General features: G+C 36.3%; 10 protein-coding genes and 1 tRNA gene. 4 read left to right on the top strand and 7 right to left on the bottom strand.

The window, feature by feature from the left end; all coding sequences use genetic code 11:
- Positions 1–51: 51 nt before the first annotated feature.
- Positions 52–1,479: a sensor histidine kinase gene (locus tag MOK21_RS18045; protein WP_249075372.1), complete on the bottom strand. Its 1,428-nt coding sequence runs from the start codon at positions 1,477–1,479 to the stop codon at positions 52–54.
- A complete protein-coding gene (locus tag MOK21_RS18040; protein ID WP_249075371.1) occupies positions 1,463–2,149 on the bottom strand; it encodes a response regulator transcription factor in 687 nt (228 codons plus the stop codon). The genes MOK21_RS18045 and MOK21_RS18040 overlap by 17 nt, the downstream gene beginning before the upstream one ends.
- A 242-nt stretch (positions 2,150–2,391) precedes the next feature.
- On the opposite strand from MOK21_RS18040, the gene MOK21_RS18035 reads away from it, so the two are divergent.
- Positions 2,392–2,727 carry a heme oxygenase gene (locus tag MOK21_RS18035; RefSeq protein ID WP_249075370.1) on the top strand — a complete coding sequence of 112 codons (336 nt, stop codon included), beginning with the start codon at positions 2,392–2,394 and terminating at the stop codon, positions 2,725–2,727.
- 103 nt (positions 2,728–2,830) lie between these two features.
- On the opposite strand, the gene MOK21_RS18030 is transcribed toward MOK21_RS18035, so the two are convergent.
- A complete protein-coding gene (locus MOK21_RS18030; RefSeq protein WP_249075369.1) occupies positions 2,831–3,850 on the bottom strand; it encodes a YeiH family protein in 1,020 nt (339 codons plus the stop codon).
- Positions 3,851–3,963: 113 nt separating this feature from the next.
- On the opposite strand from MOK21_RS18030, the gene MOK21_RS18025 reads away from it, so the two are divergent.
- The gene (locus tag MOK21_RS18025; RefSeq protein ID WP_249075368.1) at positions 3,964–4,845 is read left to right on the top strand and encodes a LysR family transcriptional regulator; all 882 of its coding nucleotides are present in this window, start codon (positions 3,964–3,966) and stop codon (positions 4,843–4,845) included.
- A gap of 319 nt (positions 4,846–5,164) precedes the next feature.
- Here MOK21_RS18025 and MOK21_RS18020 read toward each other — a convergent pair whose 3' ends face one another.
- Positions 5,165–6,085, bottom strand: a complete 921-nt coding sequence (locus tag MOK21_RS18020; protein ID WP_249075367.1) for a LysR family transcriptional regulator — start codon at positions 6,083–6,085, stop codon at positions 5,165–5,167.
- Between the two features lie 124 nt (positions 6,086–6,209).
- On the opposite strand from MOK21_RS18020, the gene MOK21_RS18015 reads away from it, so the two are divergent.
- Positions 6,210–7,400, top strand: coding sequence for a coenzyme F420-0:L-glutamate ligase (locus MOK21_RS18015; protein ID WP_249075366.1), 1,191 nt, complete (start codon positions 6,210–6,212; stop codon positions 7,398–7,400).
- A 65-nt stretch (positions 7,401–7,465) separates the two neighbouring features.
- Here the strand turns inward: MOK21_RS18015 and MOK21_RS18010 are convergent, their stop codons facing one another.
- The 3 genes from MOK21_RS18010 to MOK21_RS18000 all read right to left on the bottom strand — a co-directional run bounded on the left by MOK21_RS18010 (position 7,466) and on the right by MOK21_RS18000 (position 9,549).
- Positions 7,466–8,089: a hypothetical protein gene (locus tag MOK21_RS18010; RefSeq protein ID WP_249075365.1), complete on the bottom strand. Its 624-nt coding sequence runs from the start codon at positions 8,087–8,089 to the stop codon at positions 7,466–7,468.
- The gene (locus tag MOK21_RS18005) at positions 8,079–9,131 is read right to left on the bottom strand and encodes a YHYH domain-containing protein (RefSeq protein WP_249075364.1); all 1,053 of its coding nucleotides are present in this window, start codon (positions 9,129–9,131) and stop codon (positions 8,079–8,081) included. The genes MOK21_RS18010 and MOK21_RS18005 overlap by 11 nt, the downstream gene beginning before the upstream one ends.
- Positions 9,132–9,477: 346 nt before the next feature.
- Positions 9,478–9,549, bottom strand: a tRNA-Cys gene (locus tag MOK21_RS18000).
- A 1,390-nt stretch (positions 9,550–10,939) separates the two neighbouring features.
- Here MOK21_RS18000 and helD point away from each other — a divergent pair.
- On the top strand, positions 10,940–13,246 hold the full coding sequence (helD, locus tag MOK21_RS17995; RefSeq protein WP_249075363.1) for an RNA polymerase recycling motor HelD: 2,307 nt from the start codon (positions 10,940–10,942) through the stop codon (positions 13,244–13,246).
- The last annotated feature ends 27 nt before the right edge of the window (positions 13,247–13,273 follow it).

Raw genomic sequence — 13,273 nt, 5'->3', positions numbered from 1 at the left:
GTCAGCTTTACATTTCCTTCAAAAAATCTTTACAAAAAAGCTACTACGCCCTTAGAGCGTAGTAGCCTTCTTTAGTGTTATTTCAAAGCATGTTCCTGATGAATTACTGTCAAGTAGTCGTAAATCACCGCCTATAGATTGCGCCATGATTTTACTAAGTGATAATCCTAAGCCTAAGCCACGGACCGCATATTTTTTATTTTCTCCTCTATAAAAACGTTCAAAGATAAATGCCTGATCTTCCTGAGGAATACCATGTCCTGTGTCCTTTACAGTAATGAAGATAGCACCCTCTTTTTCCACCAGCGTAATGATAACGATCCCTTCCTGCATTGCCTGCTTTGCATTCGTCAATAAATTAGTAACTATTTGCTGTATACGTACAACATCTACCTGAACATCAACGGATTGTGTAAGATAATCCATTTGTATTTTTACATTTTCGTCATCCTGCATTATTTCCCATTGTGCTACAGCATCACGTATTAACTGATTAACATTCATTGTTTCAAGCTTTACCGGAATGGCATCTACCGCAAAATGATTATAAGCTAGCAAATCACCGACCATCGTTTTCATTTTCGTCGTTTCTACTAATGCCATTTGAATAAATTCGCTAGCATCCTGACCTGTAACGACTCCATCTTTCACCGCCTGCAATAATCCACTAATTGACGTAACCGGTGTTTTTAGCTCGTGGGTGACACCTGCTAATAATTCTGTTCGAGTCTTTTCCAATTGTTCTAGCTTATTCGCCATTTCCTTAAAAGAAGTAACGAGCTCATAAATTTCTTCTTCCTTACTATTTTGAGGCAAATCAACTGTATAGTTTCCTTCTTGTACTTGCTTTGCGGCTTCGGCAACTTGTTTTATTGGATGTGCTAATCGTTTTGATAAAAAATAAATAGCACCCCACCCCAATACAGCTAGTGCCCCAATAAGTAATGCCAGTAACCCGTATGCTTGGTTAACCTTCGTTAAATTTTCCTTTTTCTCTAAGACAAGCACCCAACCAACGTCCTTATTGTCCCTTTGAAGTTTTCTTTTTACGACATATTGAACTAACTCTTGTCCCTCACTCGTTACAGTTATTTTCTTTGTCCCTTCTTCACCGTCCAGTAAGTTAGCAACATTTTTTTCACTCCCTGGAGGCATCGGCCGATTGCTACTTACTATATTGCCTGCTGTATCTACAACGTATAAAACAGGATCAATTTCTCGCATAGTAGATCGCTCACGATTACCAATAAACCTTGCAATATTGCTCATAGGCCCATTATTTGGGCCAGAAGTATCCGTTAGGCGAAATACAGTCTCGTCTGCTATAAATTCCATCATCTCTAGTCGATTTTGAAGCGTCGTATGCCGAATCCATGTCGCAGAAATAAAAGAGATAATAGCTAGACCTACAAAGAGAGTTAATAAGTAGCGGCTTGTCCAATAGTTGCGTAAAGATATTCGCTTATTTTTTTTGAACACTTAGCTGATACCCCAATCCACGTAGTGTCTTTATTTCTCCCTCTTCTTCATCCCATTCCTTAAGTACCTTTCGTAGTCGCTTCACCGCTAAATCCACTGCTCTATCACTACCTTCATACTCCCAGCCCCAAACTTGATCTATAAGTTGGTCACGTGTAAATGTTTGGTTTGGATGCTCGGCCAAAAATAAAAGTACAGATAAATCTCTAGGCGTTAAGATGATTTCTTCTCCCTTAAGTAGCACTCGATGGGCTTTCATATCAATCTCTAGCCCGCCAAAACGTTTTATTTCTGAAGATTCATGGCTTCCTTTAGCGCGCCTTAAAACCGCCTTTACTCTTGCCACTACCTCATCTGCTATAAATGGCTTTGCAATATAATCGTCTGCTCCTTGATCGAAGCCCTCTAATCGATAATTTACATCGCCTAATGCTGTTAGCATGATAACTGGACAAGGGCTAACTTCTCTAATTTCCTTTAAAATTAACCAACCGTTTTTTTCTGGTAACATGATATCAAGTAATACTAAATCAGGTTGAACCTCTTGAAATATATCCAATGCCTGACTCCCATTAAAACATTGCATAACATCATAGCCTACTTTTTTCAAATATGCCTTTAAAACCTGGCTTATTGCATATTCGTCTTCTACTACTAATATTTTAGCCATGCCCTTTCACCTCGTCACCAGTTCATTCGTGTTTTCATTATATCATCGGATTATGTCAGTTAAATGTCAGGGCCTAGTGAGTCTATTCATTCTTGTAGTGGCGTATCAAATATCAAGCTATGTGCAATTTACATTGGTCTTCTATTGACAATGTCTTCCTATGCGAATTATCATTGATTGCGAATGATAATCATTGATAATTCATTCATATAGTTAATTAAAAAATGATTAGGGGGGAAAGTATGATTATTGTTACAAATCGAATTCAAGTCAAACCAGGCTTTGCTGCAAAAATGGCACCGAACTTTACAAAACCAGGACCTCTACAGCAGTTTGAAGGCTTCCATAAAGTGGAGGTATTAGTTTCAACTGATGACCCGACTTATGACGAAATGAGCGTCAATATGTATTGGGAGTCTAAGGAGCATTTCCAAGCTTGGCGTAATAGCGATGCTTTCGCTGCAGCTCATCACCGTCCTGGACAAAGCTCTGAGGGAGGAAAACCTGAAAACAGTCCACTTATCGGTAGCAAAATAGTTATTGCTGAATTAGCTTCTTCGATTGAAGCATTACGCTAAGTTGTAACTTTTTTTTGCAGGCTGAAAGAAGTTACAACTAAAATATCTTCTGATTCTATCTAAAAAAGATCCTGCATTTTTGAAAATGCAGGATCTTTTTGAATTATTGCATGAAAACAACTAAAACATAGCCAAGTATTGATAAGCAAATTGAACCGATAAATCCTGCAATAAACGCTTTTACGCCTAATTGCTTAAAGGTTTTTATCTCTACATTTAAGCCTAATCCAGCCATCGCCATGCCAATTAAAACATAGGCGATATTAACAAATGCTTGTGCTACATTAGCCGGTACAATCCCTAATGAATTAATAGCACTCATCGCTAAAAACCCAAGAATAAACCACGGAATAATCGATAGTGAAAATCCTCCATTATCCTGCCCCTTATCAATTCTTCGATATAAAATACCGATGACGATGGCTACCGGTACGAGCAATGCGACACGTGTTAGCTTCACGATAACTGCCATATCAATGGCTTCATTTCCACCAGCTGAGGCTGCTGCAATAACATGAGCAATTTCATGTAGGGTGCCTCCCGCAAAAATACCATATTCAGTAGGCGTTAAGTGAAATAGTGAATATAACACCGTATAGACTAATGTGAATACAGTCCCTAACAATGCGACTATTGCTGCGCCCACTGCCGTTTCTTTTTCATTTGCTTTAATTTGAGGAGCAATAGCAACAACAGCAGCAGCCCCACAAATTGCTGTACCACAAGCTGTTAATATGCCTAGCTTCTTATCAACATGAAATACCTTCGTTAAGCCATATACAACCACTAAAGCAAATACCAGGTTAATAAAAGCTATAAGGAAGACACTCGCTCCGGCATTGTAAATATCCATTAAATTTAAACGCATACCTAATAAAATAATACCGAGACGTAATAATTTTTTACTTGAAAACGTTATGCCTGTTTGCCAAGCTTCCTGCACCTTAAAGGTTGCTCTCCAAGCCATACCTAATATAATGGCAATGACAAGTTGCCCTAATATGGAGAAGAACGGAAATGTCGAAATATACTTTGCTACTAAGGCAATAATGAGTGTCAACAATATCCCCTTCATAAACGCTGGGGACAGGAAACTTTTTAACCTATGCTGGCCATTATCCATGTTGTTCACTTCTTTCATCCTTGATGATTATTACTTTATTAGAAAGTTAATCATCAGTAAAATACATATATATAATCGTAATTATTAATATTTCTAATGATAGGAGTGATGATATGCAATTTGATGCTTTACGAACGTTCATCACACTGGTGGAGGTCAATAATTTTACGAAAGCCTCTGAAATACTTCATATTTCACAGCCAAGTGTCAGTTTACACATTAAAAATTTAGAGCAAGAATTTCAAACGACTTTATTTATACGTTCGCCAAAATCTGTACAAATCACACCAACTGGAGAAATTTTATATAAACGAGCAAAGCAAATGATGGCCTTTGCCGAGGCAGCTAAGGAAGATATTTTAACCTATCATCAAGAAATTCAAGGTACACTTGTGATTGGCGCTAGCTTTACAATTGGCGAATATATATTGCCTCCGATCATAGCGAGCTTGCAACAGCAATTCCCACAGCTAGAGCTTCAAGTTATTATTGGCAATACAAAAGAAATCATTCAATATACAAAATTATTACAAGTCGATATCGGTCTTATCGAAGGACAGGCACACGACCACGAACTTCTTATTAAACCGTTTATGCAAGATGAGTTATTTATTGTCAGTGCGAGTAATCACCCCCTTGCAAAGGAGTCAACGATTACGATTGCGGACCTGCAGCAGCAAAATTGGGTTGCACGTGAAGAAGGCTCTGGTACACGTTATTATTTAGATCACTTATTTAGAGCAAACGGGCTCCAAGTACGTTCACTTCTTACTATTAGTAGCAATCAAGGTGTGAAAGAAAGCGTTATTCAAGGGCTTGGACTTTCATTACTATCTGCTAGTGTCATTGAACGTGAATTAAAAAACAATGATATAAAAATCATACCTCTCGAGGATCAACATTTTACACGAACATTTTCTTATTTGTACTCACCTACAATGAAAAACAAACGCAATGTTGACATTCTTTTAGAGGCACTATTAAAAAAAGCTTAGCGTTTACTACTCGCTAAGCTTCATGTTGTTGAAAAGCTATTATATGTCAGAAGATCCATACTATATGAAGTGGTTGATTGGAGTGGAGACTGGGCGACTCCTTGGGGATCAGCGTCACAGATGAGACCCTGCAGCGAAGCGAAGCGGCTCATCGGACGCCCCCAGGAAGCTCTGCTCTGCGCGAAAGCGAAGCGTCAGCGGCAAAGCGCCCAGTCGGAACGGAAATCAACCTCTCGTTTTGCGGAAGAGCCATACTTTATTTAATGGGACACCTATAGATTCCCTTCACAATTTTGTTTTTCAACACTACCCGCTAAGCTCACTTTATAATTCTTGGATTTAAACGTTTGCGCTCCTGCTTATGCTCAATAATTTCGACGAATTTCAACGCTGCTCGGGATAAAGGTACACTTTTCAAATAACACATGCCAATGCTTCTTGTTGGAATACTCTCTGTTAAGGTTAGTTCATATAAAAGTCCTCGCTGCAAATAATCCTTAGAAAATTCTTTCGTTACACAGGCAATCCCTAAATTACTACGTGCAAATTCAAGCACTAGATCATGTGATCCAAGCTCAAACTCAGGCTCAATACGGATTCCCTTTGCAAATAAATAATCTTCTACATACTTTCTTGAATTTGATTTTTTCTCTAAAAAAATTAGTGGAAACTTTAACAAATCCTCAAAGCTTATGCTTTTTGAGGCCAACGTTTTGTACTTCTCACCACATACAAAAATATCTTGAACTTCTGTGCAAGCAGTTAACTGTAATGTCGCATCTTCTATCGGAAAATTACAAAGCCCTATATCAACCTCACCTGATTTAATAAAGTTACAAATTTCCGAAGTTGTTCCATTTAACATTTGTAGTTTTATATTTGGATACATTGTATGAAACGCCTCTAGATAAGGCATTAAAAAGAAACGCGAAATGGTGTCCCCAACCCCAATTTTCAACTGGCCTGTTGTTAAATTTTTAAATTCGAGCAACTTCTCCTCACCAGCATCTAAAAGGCCTAACGCTGAATTTGTATACTCATATAGAAGTCTACCCTCAGTTGTTAACGTCACCCCTTTAGGTGTGCGATTAAAGAGGCGTGTACCGAGTTCCTTTTCTAATTGCATCATAGCTTGACTAATAGCTGGTTGAGTCATATATAAATCTTTAGCCGCTCTTGAAAAGCTACTATTTTTTGCAACAATACTAAAAACACGATATAAATCTAATTTCCCTATCATATAAGCACCTCTTATAGCTATTATACGAACTATTAATTTTACTTATATCATTAAAGGGGCGTATAGTAAAACTATATTGGTTTTATTTAACATACATTTACCTGTTTAATAAGGAGAGATTATTTTGGAACGTGTAGTTGGTACAGTAGTAAGAGGTCTTCGTGGTCCAATTATTAACGAAGGCGATAACATTGAACAAATCGTTGTTGATACAGTATTAAATGCAGCAAAGGCTGAAGGCTATTCCATTGAAGATCGTGACATTGTCACAGTAACAGAGTCTGTCGTAGCGCGTGCACAAGGTAACTATGCATCTATTGATGATATCGCGGCTGACGTAGCAGCTAAATTTGGTGATGATACTGTTGGTGTTATTTTTCCAATTCTAAGCCGTAATCGTTTCGCTAACTGCTTACGTGGTATTGCAAAGGGTGTAAAAAAAGTTGTTCTTATGCTTAGCTATCCATCCGATGAGGTTGGGAATCACCTAGTTGATATTGATGAACTAGATGTTAAAGGCATTAACCCTTGGACAGATACGTTAACTGAAGTTGAATTCCGTGAGCATTTCGGCTATAAAAAACATACATTTACAGGCGTAGATTATATCGAATATTATAAAGAACTAATCGAAGCTGAAGGCGCTTCTTGTGAAGTAATCTTTTCAAATAACCCAAAAACAATTTTAGACTATACGAAGAGTGTATTAACTTGTGATATTCATACACGCTTACGTACAAAACGTATTCTTACGGCAAATGGTGCTGAAAAAGTATACAGTCTTGATAATATTTTATCTGAATCTAATAACGGTTCTGGCTTTAATGCAGAGTATGGTCTTCTTGGTTCTAATAAAGCTACCGAAGATAGCGTGAAATTATTCCCTCATACTTGCCAACCTATTGTTGATGGCATTCAAGCAAAAATTAAAGAAGCTACAGGTAAAACAGTTGAAGTCATGGTTTATGGTGATGGTGCATTCAAAGATCCTGTAGGTAAGATTTGGGAGTTAGCTGACCCAGTTGTTTCACCGGCTTTCACCGCTGGATTAGATGGCACGCCAAACGAAGTAAAACTAAAATACTTAGCAGATAACGATTTTGCTGATCTTCGTGGTGACGAATTAAAAGAAGCCATTTCTGCGTATATCCAAAATAAAGATGAAGATTTAACTGGAAAAATGGCTGCCCAAGGTACAACACCTCGTCGTTTAACAGACCTTATTGGTTCACTATCTGACCTAACTTCTGGTTCAGGCGATAAAGGGACACCGATGATTTATATTCAAGGTTATTTCGATAACTATACCAAGTAACTTTCAAAAAAAGTGCGAGCTGATTGCTCGCACTTTTTCTATTAACATATTCATATTTTTATATACTAATTTACTTTGGAAGCACTAAATATTACACCAGTAGCTTCATCATATTTTAGGTTATAGCGAATCGTATCTTTCTCGACAGTTGTTTCATTCTTTTGATATTCATAACTTTCGTCAAACAAACGTAAATCCTTCAAAACATCGCCAATCTCGTTTTGGTTTAAGTCCGGGTTTGTCATACCGATTAACAATCCCATAGAAAGTATGATATCCACCCCTTCACCTTGCCCCACCATAACCAACTCATGTACTGCGCCTTTTTCATCAACGCTCTCAATTAAAGTAATATCCTTACCCAACTTCGAAGTAATTGTTTCTGCATCTTTCTTTGTATTTTCAAGGGAATATGAGAAGTCTAGTTTTTTTACTTCTTTATTGAATGCCTCTATAAATTCTTCTTGATTATTATAAAGAGGCAGCGTCATTGCCATTCCAATTATCATTGGAGAGACAAAGTAGATACCCGCTATGCCGGTAGCTATAGTACGTTTCTTCTTAGTAAGCCTCCCCTGTTTCCACATAAGAAATACGCCCAAAGGAGGAAAAATAATTAACCAAAACCACATAAACCAAGCTGTTTTAAAAAACGGGGTTCTAAGTTTTGACTCTGGTTTATGCATCATCTTTCTTTCCCCCTTTTAACAATTCTTCAATTTTAATATTAAATATAAATTTCCTAGCGTTATCTGTACCTACATGTAAGGAGTCTTTTAATATATTTACAATATTTTTATCATACTGTGTATTGTTTTCATCTTCCATTAAATGATTAAAAAGAGACCTCCCTTCAATATCAGCCGTCTTAATATCAAAGCTTTTTTGTAGTAATTGTTCCCCTTCTAATCTTTGAAGTTTCTTTTGATATTGTGAGATTACTGTTGGTGTGTCTGTTTTTTTGACCAATAATTTATAGAGCTTTTTAGCATCCTTATATTGCTTTTGGTGAAATGCTTCTTCTGCATCGCTCGTTAAAGACTCTACCGTTTCATTATAAAAAGATTTAATCTTATCCAACTCTTTTATCTTCTGAGCCTCTTGGATAATGCCGAAGGTTTCTTCGTAATCTTTTTCATCCCTAGCATTTGTTGCTTTATAAAGTAATTCATCTATTTTTTCATTGTCTTCCATTTGTTTTAATAAACCATTAGCTTTTTGCTTAATCACATCATTAGAATGTCGATTTTCTTTGATATAAACTGCATAATCTTTAGCTATCGAATATTCCCCAGTATTAGCCTTAGATTCAGCTAATTCATATATAGCATACACAGACTTTTGTATAAGACTATCTGTTTTACTACTATCTTTATTTAATTCGTAAATCTTTTCAAGTTCACCAATAGCTTCCTTATAATTTTTACTGTTATATAGATTCGTTGCCACTGTATAATAGTTTTCCGCCTTCACTTGATCCTCATCTATTTTGGGCTCCGGTGTTGAAGGAACTGGTTTTGATATATTACTACTACTATTAGATGTACTACCACCATTATGATAATGATATTCTCCGTATTCTAATCCCCATTTTTCACAGTTAGTTCGACAAGTATGTCCTCCATTACTATCCGTTCTACCTGGATGGGCACTTGCTGTAAACGGTAATAGTAGTAGTAAAAAACCGCATACTAAAACACTAATTTTCGACAAATAACCAACTCTCACCATTTATTCCTCCTAATTATAATAATTTACATATTTTATCTTATATCATATTTCCCATGAAGCATAGTACGATTTTGCTATTTCCGTTTTTGTTATTAAAAAATCAAAGATAAAAGAGAAAAATGGGAGTAGGTTTAGTTTTAAAGCAAATATTCCAATTAAGAAGACGATTGTAACCCCGTTCATAGAAAAATCCCCTAAGTATCCTTTTTACACTGTCTACTTAGAGGGGATCAAATCAATCTCAATTTTATTTATGGGGTTCATTATAACATTCACAAAAAGAGGACTCATAGACCCGTGAAACTTGTCAAAAGACAAAACTAATTTTATCTATTATTTCATTAAGTGAGGAAGACAGGAATCGAAACTGTAAGTTCCCTATTCTGTAAAGGGATATGCTACCACTGCATGCTTACTCATATTCATTATATAGTACTAATTTCACGTTAAAGAATTACAATTTCCTCAGTCCTTTTGTTTTCTATTAGATTAAATCCTTTCAAATCACACTTATTTCAATTATTAGGTTTTACTTCTTCATTTAACCAATGTTCGGTTATTTGAACATGATTCTGTCTCACCAATTTCCCTAGGTTTAATTGAAAATCATAATGGAAGGCAGCTGCGTTTCTAATAACATACCCTCCCTGCTCACCTCAAAGAAGTAATTTTCCTGTAACATCTTCTTTATTTTCTCTTCATCAAAAATACCCCGATATAATACTGGCACCTTTTTAATTCCTAGTTTAGTTGCATAATGCACTGTTTTCTTTCATATATTTATAAAAAGCTCCTCATATTTGGGCAGGCTCTGGATTTGTGAAAGAAATTGCTCTTTTGAGATTTAATACAGGCTCCTTCATGTACATTATGAACCTCTTCTACCCCTCCCCCAATATCAGAAAATCTATAATCCCCTCTCATTTTTTCCATCATCACTATCGGAAACCCCTCTTTATTTATTAATTTTACGATATACAAAACAAAAATATAATATCAAAATAATAATATACAACTTTCGCACAACACAACAATTTACCTAAAAAAATACCCACATCCCTACCCAATATTTGTCGCATCAACAATAACAAATTGATCATCAGCCACATTAAAACACTCACACAAAAAACAAAATACCATTTGCGATCCTACCTTGCAGCATCACCAAATAATTTCTTGACGAATGGCATCACTTGAAGAATAAGCGAACTTCCGCTTTTTGCTAACCCTTTAAAAAACACGCTCTAATCGCTATATCCTTCATTTCTTCCTTATAAAAATATATTCTTCAACTAAAGATTAACTTCCATTCTTTTTACTTATCGAAAATTAACCACCGCCTTAGTTTTAAAGTATCGAGATTAAATTTCGGGGTTTGAGGGTTAAAATGATGTAAATTATGTATAACATTTGTTAGAACGTGAATATAAGCTGATTGGAGTGAAGGCGGGGCGAATGCTTGGGAATCAGCGTCAACAGACGAGACCTTTAGAGTGAGCAAATAGGATAACACCTTTGTGATCAACATCATGCAAAGTGTGCAGTCGGAACGGAAATCAACCTTACGTTATGATAAAAAAATCACATGCTAAGAGGTAAAAAATCAGAAATCAAGCTACAGAAAAAGGACTGTTCCTGCTTTCGCAGAACCGCCCTTTTTATTAAAAAATTGATTTTCTTTTGTGATTTTATTATATCATAAATTTGCCAAAATTACTAGACTATACTTCTTTCTGAACTAGCTGTATGATAAATTTCCCGATTAAAAAGCCATACAAATAATTATATGGAGAGGAATGTGAGGAGCGTTGGAAAAGCAATATGAATGGACAGAAGAAAAGCAGAATCTTGTTCTTTGTTTAAACACAGTTGGTCACAAAAAAGAGGAGTTACTTCAAAAGGAAAAGGATGTTAGAGACACTGCTTTAACGTTAAAGAAAACCTTTTGGGATGACGTCAGAGTGAATTTAGATACGCCAGAGGACATAGACGAGACCTATTATGCTATTAAACAACAGGCAGAGCTTTTATCCGATTCCCAGCATGCTCAGCAGCGTGCCATCAAAGATATCAAAATTTATGACCGTTTACTGCAATCACCTTACTTTGCCCGCATTGATTTTTTACAGGATGGTCATAATGAACCGTTAAAGATTTATATCGGTGTAGCGACCTTAATGGATGAAGAGAATGAAAACATATTAATTTATGATTGGCGAGCCCCTATATCAAGTATGTATTATGACTTCACGCCTGGTCCAGCTACTTATGAAACAGCGACTGAAGAAATCGAAGGTGAAATGCTTTTAAAACGGCAATTTATTATTAAAAATGGACAATTACAATCGATGTTTAATACAGGTTTAACGATTGGTGATGATTTATTACTTGATATACTTGCCCAAAATGCAAACGAACATATCCGAAGTATCGTAGCAACGATTCAAGCTGAGCAAAATCAAATAATTCGACATGTCAGCACTCCTTATCTAATTGTAGAAGGTGTCGCGGGTAGTGGAAAAACGGCAGTTGCACTCCAACGTGTTGCTTATTTGTTGTATCATTATCGAGACCAAATTACTGCTGATCAAATACTATTGATTACACCTAATCAACTCTTTAATCAATATGTTCATACGGTTTTACCTGATTTAGGTGAAGATAATATGCAGCAATTAACCTTCTCCGAATATGCAACAAAACGTTTAGGTCGACAGTTCCAATTGGAATATCCTTATGAGCAATTGGAGTCACTTTTAACAGAGAAGGATGACTCGCTTTATCAAACGAAGCTTACGATTATTTCGTTTAAAGCTAGCCTCCAATATCGAGAATTAATGGACAAATATATTGAGTACCTTGCACGCGAAGGTTTGCTATTTAAAAATATTGTTTTCCGCGGAGAAAGAATAATTAGAGCTCAAGAAATTGCTGAGTACTTTTATTCGTTCAATGCCACAATGCCCATCCCAAATCGACTGCAATTAGTGAAAGAATGGTTGTTACAACGTTTATCGACAATTGAAAAAGCAGAACGGGCGAAAGAATGGGTAGAAGAAGCTAGTGAGCTTTTAGACATTGAAGAGTATACAAAAACCTATAGCGAGCTTTTACATGAAGGTCGGTTTTCAGAAAACTCCTTTGATGATTTTGAGCAAGAGCGTAAGAAAATAGCCATCCAAATTGTCCAAAAAAAGTTCAAGCCACTTCGTCAATCTGTAAAACAATTAAAGTTCGTTCATATGTTAGGCATTTATCGACAATTATTTGATATGAACAACTCTATTCATCAGCAATTACAGAATCTTTTACCCGAGCAATGGGAAGACATCTGTCAACATACACTACCTAATTTAGCAAAACGCATAATTTCATATGAAGACGCCGCTCCATTTTTATACTTACAGGACAAAATAGAAGGTCAACGAACAAATACGATGATTCGTCATGTCTTAATTGACGAAGCACAAGACTATTCTCCATTTCAGCTATTTGTATTACAACAATTATTCCCACGTGCACGTATGACTATATTGGGCGATGGACATCAAACCATCCATCCTCATACCTTTAAAAACCCTTCACTGCTAACACCACAATTGTATGGTGAACAAGCAGAAAAAATGATATTAACGAAAAGTTATCGCTCAACAAAGCAAATTATTCACCTTACCTCGAAAATTTTACATGGGGACGCCAAAGTAGAAGCCTTTAATCGAACTGGTCCCGAACCGACGATCACGATTGTTCCGAATGAACGAGACTTAACTGAACAGCTTGTCGAAAAGATAAACAGCTTGTCCCTAAGTTTCGAAACGATCGCAGTCATCTGTAAAACAGAGCAAGAGTGTACGATGGTTTATGATCAAATGAAAGACCACGTAGATATTCAACTCATTACGCGTCATACAAAACAATTTAAAAAAGGTATTCTACTGTTACCTGCTTATATGGCAAAAGGAATTGAATTCGATGCTGTCTTGATCTACAATGCCTCCGCAGCTAATTATTCTAGAGAAACAGAACGTAATTATTTCTATACAGCTTGTACACGAGCTATGCATGAACTGCACATTTATTCACTGAACGAGTTAACACATTTTTTAAAGCTTTAAAAAAAGAGAATCTGCATGCTTGCAGGT

This window comes from Lysinibacillus sp. BPa_S21 (assembly GCF_023337795.1).
In the GTDB taxonomy this organism is placed as follows: Bacteria; Bacillota; Bacilli; order Bacillales_A; family Planococcaceae; genus Lysinibacillus.
The sequence above is the reverse complement of the archived record's forward strand: the minus strand, read 5'-3'. Positions and strand labels throughout refer to the sequence as shown.

Bases quoted from the DNA above. Each gene is read 5' to 3' on its own strand.
- MOK21_RS18025 (WP_249075368.1), top strand. From the start codon at position 3,964: ATGCAATTTGATGCTTTACGAACGTTCATCACACTGGTGGAGGTCAAT.
- MOK21_RS18005 (WP_249075364.1), bottom strand. From the start codon at position 9,131: ATGGTGAGAGTTGGTTATTTGTCGAAAATTAGTGTTTTAGTATGCGGT.
- MOK21_RS18010 (WP_249075365.1), bottom strand. From the start codon at position 8,089: ATGATGCATAAACCAGAGTCAAAACTTAGAACCCCGTTTTTTAAAACA.
- MOK21_RS18030 (WP_249075369.1), bottom strand. From the start codon at position 3,850: ATGGATAATGGCCAGCATAGGTTAAAAAGTTTCCTGTCCCCAGCGTTT.
- MOK21_RS18020 (WP_249075367.1), bottom strand. From the start codon at position 6,085: ATGATAGGGAAATTAGATTTATATCGTGTTTTTAGTATTGTTGCAAAA.
- MOK21_RS18035 (WP_249075370.1), top strand. From the start codon at position 2,392: ATGATTATTGTTACAAATCGAATTCAAGTCAAACCAGGCTTTGCTGCA.
- MOK21_RS18040 (WP_249075371.1), bottom strand. From the start codon at position 2,149: ATGGCTAAAATATTAGTAGTAGAAGACGAATATGCAATAAGCCAGGTT.